At 37.1% G+C, this 15,869-nt stretch carries 14 protein-coding genes, 2 tRNA genes, 1 rRNA gene and 2 riboswitches; of the genes, 3 read left to right on the plus strand and 14 right to left on the minus strand.

The genetic code is table 11. The features are described 5' to 3' along the window. Nucleotides 1-277: 277 nt before the first annotated feature. From ampS to groES, 6 genes are all read right to left on the minus strand, one after another. On the minus strand, nt 278-1,783 hold the full coding sequence (gene ampS / locus ACK1U5_RS27330; protein WP_000719212.1) for an aminopeptidase AmpS: 1,506 nt from the start codon (nt 1,781-1,783) through the stop codon (nt 278-280). After that, nucleotides 1,767-2,468: a response regulator transcription factor gene (locus tag ACK1U5_RS27335; RefSeq protein ID WP_000929884.1), complete on the minus strand. Its 702-nt coding sequence runs from the start codon at nt 2,466-2,468 to the stop codon at nt 1,767-1,769. Before ACK1U5_RS27335 ends, ampS begins: the two co-directional genes overlap by 17 nt. Before the next feature lie 144 nt (nt 2,469-2,612). Continuing rightward, entirely contained in the window at nt 2,613-3,938 is a 1,326-nt protein-coding gene (locus ACK1U5_RS27340) for an NCS2 family permease (RefSeq protein ID WP_000833096.1), read from the minus strand. A 130-nt stretch (nt 3,939-4,068) separates the two neighbouring features. Next, a riboswitch (purine riboswitch) is annotated at nt 4,069-4,170 on the minus strand. A gap of 153 nt (nt 4,171-4,323) precedes the next feature. Further along, nucleotides 4,324-5,862, minus strand: coding sequence for a glutamine-hydrolyzing GMP synthase (gene guaA, locus ACK1U5_RS27345; protein WP_139123342.1), 1,539 nt, complete (start codon nt 5,860-5,862; stop codon nt 4,324-4,326). Between the two features lie 164 nt (nt 5,863-6,026). Then, a riboswitch (purine riboswitch) is annotated at nt 6,027-6,128 on the minus strand. A 140-nt stretch (nt 6,129-6,268) separates the two neighbouring features. Further along, the gene (gene groL, locus ACK1U5_RS27350) at nt 6,269-7,903 is read right to left on the minus strand and encodes a chaperonin GroEL (RefSeq protein WP_001029993.1); all 1,635 of its coding nucleotides are present in this window, start codon (nt 7,901-7,903) and stop codon (nt 6,269-6,271) included. A 38-nt stretch (nt 7,904-7,941) separates the two neighbouring features. After that, on the minus strand, nt 7,942-8,226 hold the full coding sequence (groES, locus tag ACK1U5_RS27355; protein WP_000917311.1) for a co-chaperone GroES: 285 nt from the start codon (nt 8,224-8,226) through the stop codon (nt 7,942-7,944). A 391-nt stretch (nt 8,227-8,617) separates the two neighbouring features. Here groES and ACK1U5_RS27360 point away from each other — a divergent pair, with 391 nt between their 5' ends. Both ACK1U5_RS27360 and ACK1U5_RS27365 read left to right on the plus strand, forming a co-directional pair. Continuing rightward, nucleotides 8,618-9,367, plus strand: a complete 750-nt coding sequence (locus tag ACK1U5_RS27360) for a CPBP family intramembrane glutamic endopeptidase (protein WP_000745328.1) — start codon at nt 8,618-8,620, stop codon at nt 9,365-9,367. Next, complete coding sequence (locus tag ACK1U5_RS27365; protein ID WP_001246200.1) at nt 9,364-9,555, plus strand: YdiK family protein; 192 nt, start codon at nt 9,364-9,366, stop codon at nt 9,553-9,555. The genes ACK1U5_RS27360 and ACK1U5_RS27365 overlap by 4 nt, the downstream gene beginning before the upstream one ends. Nucleotides 9,556-9,584: 29 nt before the next feature. On the opposite strand, the gene ACK1U5_RS27370 is transcribed toward ACK1U5_RS27365, so the two are convergent. Then, nucleotides 9,585-10,214 (minus strand): redox-sensing transcriptional repressor Rex, encoded by a 630-nt coding sequence (locus tag ACK1U5_RS27370; RefSeq protein ID WP_000372699.1) that lies wholly within the window; start codon nt 10,212-10,214, stop codon nt 9,585-9,587. Between the two features lie 187 nt (nt 10,215-10,401). Here ACK1U5_RS27370 and ACK1U5_RS27375 point away from each other — a divergent pair, with 187 nt between their 5' ends. Then, on the plus strand, nt 10,402-12,327 hold the full coding sequence (locus ACK1U5_RS27375; protein WP_242259217.1) for an ABC-F family ATP-binding cassette domain-containing protein: 1,926 nt from the start codon (nt 10,402-10,404) through the stop codon (nt 12,325-12,327). 484 nt (nt 12,328-12,811) lie between these two features. Here ACK1U5_RS27375 and tsaD read toward each other — a convergent pair whose 3' ends face one another. The 7 genes from tsaD to rrf form a co-directional block, all read right to left on the minus strand. Further along, a complete protein-coding gene (gene tsaD / locus ACK1U5_RS27380; protein ID WP_000414585.1) occupies nt 12,812-13,828 on the minus strand; it encodes a tRNA (adenosine(37)-N6)-threonylcarbamoyltransferase complex transferase subunit TsaD in 1,017 nt (338 codons plus the stop codon). Beyond that, nucleotides 13,828-14,271: a ribosomal protein S18-alanine N-acetyltransferase gene (gene rimI, locus ACK1U5_RS27385; protein WP_000367190.1), complete on the minus strand. Its 444-nt coding sequence runs from the start codon at nt 14,269-14,271 to the stop codon at nt 13,828-13,830. The genes tsaD and rimI overlap by 1 nt, the downstream gene beginning before the upstream one ends. Before the next feature lie 13 nt (nt 14,272-14,284). Beyond that, a complete protein-coding gene (tsaB, locus tag ACK1U5_RS27390; protein ID WP_000865753.1) occupies nt 14,285-14,977 on the minus strand; it encodes a tRNA (adenosine(37)-N6)-threonylcarbamoyltransferase complex dimerization subunit type 1 TsaB in 693 nt (230 codons plus the stop codon). Further along, nucleotides 14,958-15,431 (minus strand): tRNA (adenosine(37)-N6)-threonylcarbamoyltransferase complex ATPase subunit type 1 TsaE, encoded by a 474-nt coding sequence (gene tsaE / locus ACK1U5_RS27395; protein ID WP_000049642.1) that lies wholly within the window; start codon nt 15,429-15,431, stop codon nt 14,958-14,960. Before tsaE ends, tsaB begins: the two co-directional genes overlap by 20 nt. Nucleotides 15,432-15,605: 174 nt before the next feature. After that, a tRNA-Asp gene (locus ACK1U5_RS27400) sits at nt 15,606-15,681 on the minus strand. A gap of 3 nt (nt 15,682-15,684) precedes the next feature. Continuing rightward, nucleotides 15,685-15,761, minus strand: a tRNA-Met gene (locus ACK1U5_RS27405). A 12-nt stretch (nt 15,762-15,773) separates the two neighbouring features. Then, a 5S ribosomal RNA gene (gene rrf / locus ACK1U5_RS27410) occupies nt 15,774-15,869 on the minus strand; the annotation flags it as partial.

A 15,869-nucleotide genomic window follows, 5' to 3' on the forward strand; every position in this document is an offset into this window, starting at 1 on the left:
TCTAAAATAAAAATTGACGTTTCACGTTGTTTGTTTCGTTCAGTTTTCAAAGAACTACTTGGTCGCTCATTTGCGACTTCCTTATGTTAACATTTTTATCTTTCAATGTCAACTAAGTTTTTTATTTCGTTTGTCGCTTACGACGCTATTGTCATCGGCGACTTGTTCTATATTACACCTCTAAGCTCTAATCGTCAATATGTTTTTATAAAAAATATAAAAAGGCTTATTTCTTTTAAAATAAGCCTTTTTTATCACATATCATTCTATTCATTTATTATTTTTCTATAGTTGGTAACGAAACGATAAATTGAATAGTACCTTCCCTATATTCCGCTCGAATACTACCACCTTGTAACTCAACAATACTTTTCGCAATCGCTAAACCGAGTCCCGAGCCTTCCGTTACTCTACTTCTAGATTGATCCTTCTTATAGAAACGTTCAAACAAATTCGCTAACTCTTCTCTCGTAAACTCTTCACTATGATTCGCAATTACAATTTGTATATCCCTACGCTGCCTTTGAAGAGAAACTTTTATCTCTCCATCATCTTTACTATACTTAATCGCATTCATTAGTAAATTATCAAATACACGAACCATCTTTTCCGAATCAATCGATGCATAAGCACGTTCCTCAGGAAACTTCTTAACAAACGTAAGTCCATGTTCTTCCGCCTGCGGTACTAACTCTTCTATTAATTGCTCGAGTAGCTCATTCATACAAACTTCCTGTTTTTCTAATACAACTTGTTCATTTGTTAACTTCGTATACTCAAATAAATCTTCTATTAAATTTTTTAACTGCTCCGACTTTGCAAAAGCAATTCTCGTATACTCATCGTGTTGTTCTTTATTTTCATATTTAGAATCTCGAAGTAATCGTAAGTAGCCCATAATAGAAGTCAGCGGTGTGCGTAAATCGTGAGATACATTCGTAATAAGCTCATTCTTTTGCTTCTCTAATTTACGTTCCTTTTCTATATTATTCATAAGCTCTTCTGCCATATTATTAATATTCTCAGTTAAAGCTGCAATCTCATCTTCACCTTTTTTCTCAATGCGGTACGCTAAGTTGCCTCTTTCTATTTCCTTTACACCTTGCGCCATTGCTTCAATCTGCTTCATCTTTCTCTTTGTTATATAGAAGAAAGAGAAAATGAATACAAGAACACCAATTAAAAACGGGAATGGCCCTTCTTTCGTATCATACATTACCTCTCCCTCTGGAATTCCGCTAACAAACATGTACAAATTCTTTCCTTCAATAGTAATAGGTGAAAAAGATATAAACTCTTTTCTTGTACTTTCAAATACATTTCTACCATCTGTATAATTAATCGCAAATGATGCTGCATTACGAATCGTATTATGCAAATCGATTTGCTCTTCTTGCGCTTGCTTTGTTTTATATAAAACTTTACCACTTTCATCAGTAACCAATATCTTTAAAGCTCTAGACCCTTGCTCTAAATTTTGGTTCTCCATTTCGATCATATTTGATATAGCTTCTAATTTATTTTCATGAACCGAACTATTTGCCGCTCCTTGAGCTTGGTGATTAATTTGTTCCATACCAGCCCGATAATCGATAGTTGCTTGACGATTCGCATTCTCAAAAAATGGCGCAGCTCCCTTCGCTGACAAAACTCCTAATAACGCACAAGCAGCAAAAGTAGTAATCAATTGAATCCTTATACTCTTTCGTACGCTCTTTACTAATTTCTCAATTAATTCTCTTATTTTCCTTATATAAGTAAACGGATTAAATATCTTTTTCAATCTTATACCCCACTCCCCATACTGTTTTTATATATCTAGGTTTCCTTGGATTCTCCTCAATCTTTTCACGTACTTTTCGAATATGCACCATTACCGTATTATCAGACTGGAAAGATCTTTCGTTCCAAACCTTTTCATAAATTTGTTCCGCGCTAAAGACCATACCCGGATTACGAGCTAGTAATTCTAGAATTGAAAATTCCCTTGGGGTCAGTTTCACTTCTTCTCCGTCCACAATAACTTTATGGGTCGAGATGTTTATTTTCATCTCTCCAATTTCTAGCTCGTCCTCATTTTGTATAGCGAAACCATTCATTTTCATATAACGGCGTAACTGAGATTTAATTCTTGCGATTAACTCTAACGGATTAAATGGTTTCGTTACATAATCATCTGCACCCGTTGTTAACCCTAAAATCTTATCCATATCTTGCGTTTTCGCAGAAAGCATAATAATAGGCATTTCTTTCGCTTCCCTTACCTTCATACACATATGAATACCATCCACTTTCGGCATCATAATATCTAATACGACTAGATGTACTTCATTTTCTTCCAATAGACGTAATCCTTCTTCTCCATCTCCTGCTTGTAATACTTTATATCCTTCATTCTTTAAATAGATTGTAATTAAATTCCGAATTTCTTTTTCATCATCTACGACAAGTATTGTTTCGTGTGCCACAATATCTCCCCCATCACTTTTTTAATCCCTAACTTCTATTATAGGAAAACTTCTGAAGAAAAACGCTCGGAAATCCTTAAGATTTTCTGAAGACGCAAAAAAGGTCTAGACTCCCCTTAAGTCTAGACCTTTAAAAAACCCCTTTTATTTACGAACATAAATGAAATATAGTACGAATAAAACTCCCATAACATACATAATCGGATGAACCTCTTTACGACGACCACTCACAACCATTGTAATTGGATAGAAGATAAATCCAATGGCAATCCCAGTTGCGATACTATACGTAAGTGGCATAGAGATAATTGTAAAGAATGCTGGTACTGCAATCTCGAATTTTTTCCAATCAATTTCCCCTAAGGAAGAAACCATCAAGATTCCTACAATAATTAAAGCCGGTGCCGTTACAGCTGGCGTTACAACACTTAATAATGGCGAGAAGAATAGTGCCAGTAAGAAGAATCCTGCTGTTACAACTGCTGTAAATCCAGAACGTCCTCCCGCTGCTACCCCTGCAGACGATTCAATGTAAGACGTTGTTGTTGATGTACCCAAGATCGCACCAATTACAGTTGCAATCGCATCTGCAAATAACGCTTTTCCTGCACGTGGTAATTTATTGTTCTTCATTAATCCTGCTTGATTCGCAACCGCTACAAGCGTACCTGCTGTATCAAAGAAATCGATAAAGAAGAACGTTATAATAACAATCCCCATTTGAACTGTGAAAATATCTCCGAAGTGCGTTAACGCCACGCCGAACGTTGGTTCTAGACTCGGTATTGCTCCCACCACAGCTTTCGGAGTATCAATTAATCCTGTTGCAACTCCTAAGATCGCTGTAAGAATCATACCGTAGAATACTGCACCATTAACTTTCTTAATCATGAAGATGATCGTAGTAACAACCCCGAAGATTGCTAGTAACGTTGTGCCCTTTGTTAAGTCCCCCAACCCAACAAGAACCGCATCGTTTTTCACGATAATTCCGGCATTTTGGAATCCAAGGAAAGCAATGAATAATCCAATACCTGCTGCTACTGCAAACTTTAACTCCGATGGAATTGCATTAATGATTTTTTCACGAATACCTGAAGCAGTAAGAATAATAAAGATAATACCTGACATTAATGTTCCGGCAATGGCCGTTTGCCACGGAATACCCATCGTTAACACTGCTGTATAAGCAAAGAACGCGTTAATTCCCATACCTGGCGCTAAAGCAATTGGATACTTCGCGAAAATACCCATAATTAACGAACCGATCGCTGCCGCTAATGCCGTAGCAACGAATACTGCACCTGGATCCATCCCTGTACCTGCTGGTAACCCTTTAACATTTCCAAGCGACAGCGTAGCAGGATTGACAAATAGTACGTAAGCCATAGATAGAAATGTCGTTAACCCTGCTATGAACTCAGTCTTATAATTCGTACCGAGCTCATCAAACTGAAAATAGCGTTTCATCCTATGTTTCCCCCGTTATATGATTACTCGCCGTATTTCACCCTAGCCCTCTTTTATCCCGAGAAATAAAAAAGGCTTCCATTGCATATATACATGGAAGCGTTCTATAAACAAAGACAAGTTTCCCCTCATCTTTATACAAACGCCTCGTAGTCAAGCCATTTACGGTAGCTAGGTAGAAACTTTCGGGCCATATCCCCGATATTATACGACGGCTATAATATTCACTTTTCGTTTGAATTACATAATCATATTAACTCGACGAAGTAGTTTTGTCAATTTAAAAACGAACATTTTCATAAACTTTTATAGTTTCGTTCGTATTAATGCCAAAATAAAAAAGATCCATCTATGCATAAGCAATAGATGGACCTTTTTATAAATACTATTCCCACTCAATAGTTGCTGGTGGCTTACTCGTTACATCATACACGATACGGTTAACGTGTTTTACTTCGTTTACGATACGTACAGAGATTTTCTCTAATACGTCCCAAGGGATACGTGCCCAGTCAGCTGTCATACCGTCGATAGATGTTACTGCACGGATACCTACTGTGTAATCGTAAGTACGCTCGTCACCCATAACACCTACGCTACGCATACCAGGAAGTGCAGTGAAGTATTGCCAGATTTCGCGGTCTAAGCCCGCTTTAATAATTTCTTCACGTAAAATCGCATCAGATTCACGAACGATTTCTAATTTCTCTTCTGTGATTTCACCTAATACACGAATACCAAGACCAGGTCCTGGGAATGGTTGACGCCATACGATTTCATCAGGAATTCCTAATTCAGATCCTAATACACGTACTTCGTCTTTAAATAACGTGTTTAAAGGCTCAATTAATTTGAACTGCATGTCTTCTGGAAGTCCACCAACGTTATGGTGAGATTTAATTGTTTGCGCAGTTGCTGTACCACTCTCAACGATATCTGTGTAAAGTGTACCTTGCGCTAAGAAGTCCATACCTTGTAATTTTGACGCTTCATCATCAAATACGTAAATGAATTCGTTACCGATGATTTTACGTTTTTGTTCTGGATCTTCTACACCTTTTAACTTGTCCATGAAGCGATCTTTTGCATCTACTTTAATAACGTTCATATGGAAGCCTTCGCTAAATGTTTTCATAACGCCTTCTGCTTCGCCTTTACGAAGTAAACCGTGATCAACGAAAATACATGTTAATTGGTCGCCGATTGCTTTATGAATTAATACTGCTACAACAGAAGAGTCTACACCGCCACTAAGTGCGCATAGTACTTTTTTGTCTCCAACAGTTTCACGAATCTTTTCTAATTCTACTTCGATAAAGTTCTCCATGTTCCATCCTTCAGAACAACCACATACGCCGAATACGAAGTTTTTAATTAAATCGTTACCGTACTCAGAGTGACGTACTTCTGGGTGGAATTGTACACCGTATAAGTTTTTGTCTTCATTGCTCATACCAGCAATTGGACAAGACTCACTTGTTGCGTCTACTACGAATCCTTCAGGTAAACCAGTTACTAAGTCACCATGGCTCATCCATACAACTTGCTCTTCTGGAAGGTTCGCATATAATTTTGATTCGTTCTCTACTTTAAGAACAGCTTTTCCGTACTCACGGTGATTTGCACGCTCTACTTTACCACCGAAGTGTTGCGTCATAAGCTGCATACCGTAACAAATACCGAAGATTGGTAAACCTAGTTCAAAGATTTTTTCATCACAATGTAATGCACCTTCACCGTATACGCTATTTGGTCCACCAGAGAAAATAATCCCTTTTGGATTCATTGCTTTAATTTCTTCCGCAGTAATTGTATGTGGATGAAGTTCACTGTATACACCGAACTCACGAATTCGACGTGCTATTAACTGATTGTATTGACTTCCAAAATCTAAAACGATAATTGTATCGTGTTGTTTCTTCAAAATAATCACCCCAACGTTAGTTCTCGTATATAAATATTTTCACCAATTTGGCGAAAAGCATTACCAATATAATAAAAAAAGCCAGTCCTCCGCCTCTAGTCTCATAACAAAGAAAAGGCAGGGGTCTGGCTTTATAAAGAAAGATAGTCTCCGCTCTTTATAAATATAAGACACACTGCCTTCATAGTCAGGTTGTTTACGGTAACCCGGTAGAGACTCTCAAACCATATCATTGAGGATATATGAAGGATCGTTTTATATTATCTTCCTAGATTCTAACAATGAAGTATCAATATGGTCAAGAGAGAAAGCGACAAAATTCTACAGAAATTCATTTCCTTTTCTAAAAAACATAAAAAAACATCCATTTCTATATAGAAATGGATGTTTTTTAGGACAAACGGAATTACATCATTCCGCCCATACCGCCCATGCCCATGCCGCCCATGTCAGGCATTGCTGGTGCATTTGGTTCTGGCTTGTCAGCTACTACAGCTTCAGTTGTTAAGAACATAGCTGCAACAGATGCTGCGTTTTGAAGTGCAGAACGAGTTACTTTAGCTGGATCTACGATACCAGACTCAAGCATGTTAACCCATTCGCCAGTAGCTGCGTTGAAACCAACGCCTACTTTTTCGCCTTTTAGACGCTCTACAACTACAGATCCTTCTAGACCAGCGTTGATTGCGATTTGACGAACTGGCTCTTCTAGTGCGCGAAGTACGATGTTGATACCTGTTGCTTCGTCGCCTTCAGCTACGATAGAAGCTACTTTCGTGTATACGTTCATAAGTGAAGTACCACCACCTGCAACGATACCTTCTTCTACTGCTGCACGAGTTGAGTTAAGTGCATCTTCAATGCGAAGTTTGCGTTCTTTCAACTCAGTTTCAGTTGCTGCACCTACTTTAATTACCGCTACGCCACCTGCAAGTTTTGCAAGACGCTCTTGTAATTTTTCACGATCGAATTCAGAAGTTGTTTCTTCTAATTGCGCACGGATTTGACCGATGCGAGCTTCGATTTGTTCTGTGCTTCCTACACCTTCAACTACAGTTGTGTTTTCTTTCGTTACAACAACTTTACCAGCGCGTCCTAAAGATTCAACTGTAGCAGATTTTAAGTCACGGCCTAATTCTTCAGTGATTACTTCGCCACCAGTTAAGATCGCGATATCTTCTAGCATTGCTTTACGACGGTCACCAAATCCAGGAGCTTTAACAGCTACTACATTGAATGTACCACGAAGTTTGTTCACTACTAATGTAGCTAACGCTTCGCCTTCTACATCTTCAGCAATGATAAGAAGTGGTTTACCTTGTTGTACCACTTGCTCTAATACTGGTAAGATTTCTTGAATGTTAGAAATCTTTTTATCAGTGATTAAGATGTATGGGTTATCAAGAACTGCTTCCATTTTGTCAGAATCAGTAATCATGTAAGGAGATGCATATCCACGATCAAATTGCATACCTTCTACTACGTCTAATTCTGTTGTGAAGCCTTTAGATTCTTCTAAAGTAATAACGCCGTCGTTACCAACGCGCTCCATTGCTTCAGCGATTAATTGACCTACTTCTTCGTCAGCAGCAGAAATAGCAGCTACTTGTGCGATAGAAGATTTACCTTCGATTGGTTTAGAAATCGTTTTTAATTCTTCAATTGCAGCAGTAACAGCTTTTTCGATACCTTTACGAAGACCCATTGGGTTCGCACCAGCTGTTACGTTTTTAAGACCTTCACGAATCATAGCTTGCGCTAATACAGTTGCAGTTGTTGTTCCGTCACCAGCTACGTCATTTGTTTTGCTAGCAACTTCTGCTACTAATTTCGCACCCATGTTTTCGAATGCATCTTCTAATTCGATTTCTTTTGCGATTGTTACACCATCATTTGTAATAAGTGGTGAACCAAATTTTTTCTCAAGTACAACGTTACGACCTTTTGGTCCAAGCGTTACTTTTACTGCATTTGCAAGAGTGTCGACACCGCGAAGCATCGAACGACGTGCTTCTTCACTAAATTTAATATCTTTTGCCATAATAATTGACCCCCTTGGATTTTTTAAGATTTATATAATTAACCGATAACTGCTAAAATGTCACTTTCACGTAAAATCAAGTAGTCTGTACCTTCATATTTCACTTCAGTACCTGCATATTTTGAGAAGATGATAAGATCACCTGCTGCTACCTCTAAAGCAACACGCTCACCATTCTCAAGCACTCGACCAGTACCTACTGCAACAACTTTACCCTCTTGTGGTTTTTCTTTTGCAGTATCTGGTAATACGATACCACTTGCTGTTTTTTCTTCTGCTTGAACAAGCTCAATTACAACGCGATCACCTAATGGCTTTAGCATGAACAATAACCTCCTCATTTTGTTATGTAAATTTCTTTTATTAGCACTCAAGTCACCCGAGTGCTAACACACTTATAATAATAAATAATCTCAATTTCTTTTGCAAGTAAAAAAATCATAATTTTTTCGCAAATCACTATATAAACTTTCTATATAGAATACTGCCTTTACTATATGAATCGTTGTTTCCACTGCTCGTATGTTACAATATGAAAGGACACCCTAAGTTGTTTTCGCTACACACACAACTTTCTCCTGTCTTCTATTATAATTTCAAATAAGGATTTACGAAAAAAACATAATTCAAGTGAGGTTTATATCGTAGGTAGCATATTTACATGTTATCCTAACTTATCTCATACACTATAGTTAGAAAGGATGGTTAAACCATTTGAAGAAACAATACTGGTGGATTATCGTTACATACATTTTAATGCAGTTATCCGGCGTTGTTGGATTACCACTTCTCCTAAAAACAGGACTCTACGATAATAGAGGATTTACCATTGAGGAAAAAGGACAAATCATAACGGGACACTGGGCAATTATTAGCTTCTTTGTTGCATTATGTATCGTACTTTGGTTACTTAGAACAGATATTCGTGACAGGCATTTAGATCCAATGCGCTCTTCTGTCCCAGCTACTATTGGATGGATTTTCATCGGGTTCTTCTTAGCAATCATCTCACAATCCATTGCAGGTATGATTGAAATGTATGTATTTGGGGTTCCACGTGGATCTGAGAATACAGACAGACTGATGGACATCGCAAGAACGATACCTTGGTTCCTTATTGTTGTATCTATAATTGGACCTATCTTAGAAGAAATCGTATTTAGAAAAATTCTATTCGGCACGCTTTATAAGAAGTTTAACTTCTTTATCGCAGCTATCATTAGTTCGCTTGTATTTGCAGCAATTCATTTTGATTTTACTCATTTATTGGTATACACTGCTATGGGGCTCGTATTCGCCTTCTTATATGTGAAGACGAAACGGATTATCGTTCCGATTGCAGCTCATGTTGCGATGAATACATTGGTCGCTATTGGGCAAATTTTTATGAGCAATGAACAAATTCAAGAAATGATTAAAGAAGCTGAAAAAATGCAAGGCTTTATCGGAGGATTTTTTGTATGAGAAACTCACCATTGTTCATGGCTGCACTATACTTCCTTCTTGGATGTATCTTTACACGCTTCGCCATTACGAACGTGACAGATACAATCTGGAATATGTGGACAATACTATTTGCAGTTATGGCAACAATTGATTTTAATTTGGCACTTCGCCTTATATTAATTAAATTCACAAAGAAGAAACAATAATAAAACGCAGAGGTCGCTTCCTCTGCGTTTTATTGTGGATAGTTTTTCAAAAAGTAAACTAATGTTTGTAACTCTACAGCTAAGTCAATATGATGAATTCTAATATTCTCTGATACGTTTAATCGCGCTGGTGTGAAATTCAAAATACCATGCACGCTCGTTTCAGCTAATCTATCTGCTACAGCTTGTGCTACTGTAGCCGGTACTGTTAATATTGCCACTTGTATATCATTTGATAATCTCTCTTCTAATTCATCTAAATGATATACAGGAATGCCCCCGATTTCTGTTCCAACTTTCTCTTCACTAACATCAAATGCCATTTCAATTTTTGTATTATTGTTTTTCGTGAAATTATAATGTAAGAAAGCGGTCCCTAAATTACCTACTCCAATAAGTGCTACACGTGTTATATCATCTTGATCAAGTGTTTCGCGGAAAAATGATAATAAATAATTTACGTTATATCCATATCCCTTTTTCCCTAACGCTCCAAAATACGAAAAATCTCTTCGTATTGTTGCGGAATCTACTTTTACTGCCTCACTCAATTCGGCCGATGAAACACGCTGCTTACCAGAAAGAGATAAGTTTTGGATAAATCGATAGTATAGAGGCAATCTTTTAGCAGTGGCTTGTGGAATCTTTTGCTGATCCATATGACCTCTCCTCTCTTCCTATCTTTATTCATATACTTTAATCAAATACAGAAGTTTAGCACTCATTAAATTCCTTGTATAATAAAGAGAAGAAGTATTCTCTCTTTATTTTAAACTATACACTATTTTTAGTATGATTGAGAAATATAAACATGGCAAAGTTAAGAAATTATTTGAGGTGAAAACATTGATTTTATTACAAGTAAACGCGCTTTCGAAATTATACGGTGCAGAAACGATTCTTGCAAACATAAAATTGGAAATACAAACAAAAGATCGTATCGCATTAGTTGGAAGGAATGGAGCAGGCAAATCTACATTATTAAAAATTATCGCTGGTGAATTATCTCATGATGGTGGCGAAATTATAAAACCGAAAGATGTCTCAATCGGATATTTAGCTCAAAATACTGGACTAGAAACGTCTTTAACAATTTGGGATGAAATGCTAACCGTCTTTACTCACTTACAGCAAATGGAGACAAAACTTCGAAGGCTTGAGCAAGAAATGGGAAAAGAAGAAAACTTTTCAAACGAAGCTACATATGAAAGATTGTTAGCTGATTATGACCAATTGCAACTCAATTATAAAGATCAAGGTGGATATCAATATGAAGCGGATATTCGCTCCATTTTAAGCGGCCTTGGCTTCCCAGTTGAAACGCACCAGACGACGATCTCTACTTTAAGCGGCGGGCAAAAAACAAGATTAGCTCTCGGGAAATTATTATTAACAAAACCAGACTTACTTATTTTGGACGAGCCTACAAACCATTTAGACATCGAAACATTAACGTGGCTTGAGCAATATTTACAAGGTTATCCTGGCGCAATATTAATCGTTTCACATGACCGTTATTTCTTAGACAAACTCGTTACACAAGTATATGAAATTTCGAATAAAGAAAGCAGACGATTTGTTGGTAACTACAGTAAATATTTAGACTTAAAATCAGCATTATATGAGCAAGAAATGAAACGTTACGAAAAACAACAAGATGAAATCGCAAAACTTGAGGACTTCGTTCAAAAGAATATAGCTCGCGCTTCTACAACGAAACGTGCTCAAAGTCGTCGTAAACAACTAGACAGAATGGAATTATTAACGAGACCATTAGGGGATTCTAAGTCAGCATCATTCCACTTCGATATTGAAAAGCAAAGTGGAAATGATGTTTTACAAGTAAATGATGCAACCATCGGCTATGATGAGAACCCTATAATTGAACATGTAACTATGCGCTTAACTCGCGGAGATAGTGTTGCTTTAGTTGGTCCAAACGGAATTGGGAAATCCACATTGTTAAAGTCTATTGTGAATAAGTTACCACTATTAAATGGTGATGTTTCTTTCGGATCAAATGTATCTGTTGGTTATTATGATCAAGAACAAGCAAACTTAACATCTTCTAAACGGGTTTTAAATGAATTATGGGATGAATATCCACTGCAACCTGAAAAAGAAATCCGTACTATACTCGGGAATTTTTTATTCACAGGAGATGATGTACTGAAACCAGTATCTTCTCTTAGTGGTGGACAAAAAGCTCGATTAGCTCTTGCAAAACTTATGATGCAAAAGTCGAATTTGTTAATTCTAGATGAGCCTACGAACCACCTTGATTTAAATAGTAAAGAGATTTTGGAGAATGCTTTAATTGATTACCCAGGGACTCTTCTATTCGTCTCACATGACCGCTACTTTATTAACCGTGTAACAACGACTGTGGTTGAGTTATCAACAGAAGGTGCACAGGAATATTTAGGGGATTACGATTACTACGTTGAAAAGAAAAATGAAATGATTGAACGTGCAGAACTTGAACAGCAAGAAAGTGACATTCCTGTTCAAAAAGTGGTTGCACAAGAGAAATTAAATTATTTAGAAGAAAAAGAGCGTAAAAAACTAGAGCGTCAACGCACTAGAAAAATTGAAGAGCTAGAACAAAGTATATTAGAATTAGAAGAAGAAATTGCTACGCTAGAAGATCAACTTTGCTTACCAGAAATATATGCAGATTATGAAAAAGCTAGTGAAATTACAACTAAAAAGCAAACGCTACAAGAACAACTTGAAACTTGTATGGCAGAATGGGAAGAGCTGCATGTATAAGCATATTTAAATAAGGAAGATGTCTCATAAGTCAGGATTTTTGACTATGCGACATCTTTTTTTCTTTTAATACAGAAACAATTTTTGAGTATATCAATCGTAACTTAGAATATACCAACGATTTTTCAAATATATCTATTGTAACCCTATATATATTAACAATTCGACACAAAATATCGATTTAACGACAAAAATTGACAATATTAGCATCTTCTATAATAGGGGGATGTTTCAAAATGTTTTTCGGAGATATCTTCTTACTTTTTATTTCCCGAAAAAAAACAAATTTAAAGGTCTGACATCATCCTATTTATCCACAAGTTTATACACATATCCACCTTTATAAAATAAACCTTAAAATAACTTTTCCACATTATCCACAATCAACAAAAAAGTTATCAACATTTTATATACACAATAAAACCCACATTATCAACAGACAATATGGGTTTTATCCACAACCTGTGGTTAATTATGTGCATAACTATGCTTCAATATCTAATCCTGGATTTGCATTTAAGGCTAATGTTGCACGCTTACCTTGTTCATAAGCAATTGTCCCTGCCGCTGCAATCATCGCTGCATTATCTGTGCATAAAGATAGCGGCGGAATAATTAATTCAATGTTTTCTTTTTGTGCAAATTCCTCTTCTAATCGCGCACGAAGTCCTTTATTAGCAGCTACTCCACCAGCAAGAAGTAATTGCTTTACATTATAAGCTTCTGCTGCACGAGCTGCTTTCGTTACAAGTACATCTATTACACTTTCTTGGAAACTTGCCGCTAAATCTTCTGGCGCAATTTCTATACCGCGCTGTTTTGCGTTATGCACAGTGTTGATAACTGCTGATTTCAATCCACTAAAGCTAAAATCATATGAATCCGGTTCTAGCCATGCACGAGGCAAATCAATTGTCGGTTCTCCTTCATGTGCAAGGCGATCAATATGAGGACCACCTGGATATGGCATAGATAACGTACGAGCTACTTTATCATATGCTTCTCCAGCTGCATCGTCTCGTGTTTCACCAATTACTTCGAATGAACCATGTTCTTTCATATAAACAAGTTCTGTATGCCCACCAGATACAACAAGTGATAATAACGGGAATTGAACTTCTTTTACTAAACGGTTCGCATAAATATGACCAGCAATATGATGAACACCGACTAACGGAATATCATGTGCAAACGCTACTGCCTTCGCTGCATTTACTCCAATTAGAAGTGCTCCTACTAAACCAGGACCTTCTGTTACAGCAATTGCATCAATATCATCAAATGTGATGTTTGCTTCCTTTAAAGCTTCTTCTAACACAACTGTAATTTCTTCTACATGATGACGGGATGCAATCTCTGGTACAACGCCGCCAAAACGTTTATGACTTTCAATTTGTGATGCAACGACATTCGCAATAATTTCCGTTCCATTTTTAACAACTGCTACTGCTGTTTCATCACAACTTGTTTCAATACCAAGTATAATCGTATTTTTTTCCATTATATATTCACCCACATTACGAGACCATCTTCCTGATTGTCTGCATAGTATCGTTTACGAATCCCACCATTTTGAAATCCGTATTTTCTGTATAACTGCTTTGCTACTTCATTTGATACACGTACTTCAAGTGTCATTGTTTTTACCCCTAGTTCTTTCGCTTCAGAAATAACTGCTTTCAATAGGGCATCTCCTAACTTTTGACCTCGGTATTCTGGCAAAATAGCTATATTTGTTATATGTGATTCATCAATAATTATCCACAATCCACAATACCCGACTACACGACCATCTTTTTCTAACACAATATAATGTGCATGTTCATTCATCGTTAATTCACGGTGAAAGGCATCTGCAGTCCAAGGAGTTGAAAAAGACGCTTCTTCAATAGCTACAATTTGAGCAATATCATCAAGCTCCATCTTTCTAAATATCATATCCATCTTCTGCAAGCTCCTACTTGTTTTGACTTTCTAACCACTTTGTTTCAGCTTCAGCTAAACGAAGATAGCTTGGAACAAACGTATGCACATCTTGTTCTTCTTTTTGTAATCCTAAGAATGCTAGCTCACTTGGTCTTGGGTTATTTTTAGTAAATGGAGCGAATACAGCTTGATCACCTAAATGTTCTATAATTGTTTCTTTATGCAATTTAACATCGTTACCGATAAATAAAACAGGCTGTCCTTTATCTTTTAACATTTGCAACCAGTCCACAATAAGAATAATTCGGTCTTCTTCTATTGAAGTTAACTGCTCTCCTTCATATGTATATAACCCAGTATAAATTTGCCCACGTCTTCCATCAAATAAAGGACAAATTAACCCGTTAAAGTTAGCACCGTTTGCAGCTACTACCTCTAAACTTGATACACCTACAATTGGTATTTGAAGTGACCAAGCTAATGTTTTCGCCGCTGTCACGCCTATGCGAACACCTGTATAGGATCCAGGTCCAGCAGCTACAACGATTTTAGTTAATTCCTTCGGTTTTACGCCACACTCTTTTAACAGTTTCTCTACAGCTGGCATAAGACGTACAGAATGGTTTTTTGTTAAATTTGTAATGATTTCCCCAATTACGTTTCCTTCCTCAATAAGGGATACACCCATTACGTAATTTGAAGTATCAATTGCTAGTACTTTCATCTTGTAATAGCTCCTCACATAATCTAATATAGCGATCTCCAATTGGCTCGAGTATAATTTTTCTTGTGTCATCTCCAGCATGGAATAAACTAATTTGTAACTTTTCATTTGGTAAATATGCCTCTATTAAATGAGCCCATTCTACTACCGTAATTCCTTCACCGTAGAAATATTCATCAAAGCCTAAGTCCTCTTCACTTTCTGCTAAGCGATACACGTCCATATGATATAGCGGTAACCTACCTTTATATTCTTTAATGATATTAAAGGTAGGACTATTTACAACTCTTTTCACTCCAAGACCTTTTGCTAGTCCCTTTGTAAAAGTCGTCTTACCAGCTCCAAGATCTCCTTCTAAAATAATTACATCTTGTGCCTCTACGAGCTCACCTAGTTTTTCTGATAACCTTTGTGTTTCCTCAGAAGATTTTGTTGTTACTTCATATTTACTCACAGACTTCACCTACTTTACTCACAATGTTCTCTGCTCTTTATTATACAGGTTTTGAATATATAAAAAAGTCCTTAGGAGTTGTCCTAAGGATAGTTTGACTGTCTTTATTAGTTTTTTGTTAAAACAAATAAAAAAATACGAAACAACTTGTTTCGTTCTTTTCTTTATATGAAATGGCGGTCCCGACCGGGGTCGAACCGGCGATCTCCTGCGTGACAGGCAGGCATGTTAACCACTACACCACGGGACCATTTGGTTGCGGGGACAGGATTTGAACCTGCGACCTTCGGGTTATGAGCCCGACGAGCTACCGTGCTGCTCCACCCCGCGACAATATAAATAGCTTGGCGACGTCCTACTCTCACAGGGACAAGGTCCCAACTACCATCGGCGCTAGAGAGCTTAACTTCCGTGTTCGGTATGGGAACGGGTGTGACC

The organism is Bacillus sp. XB1, from assembly GCF_053557995.1.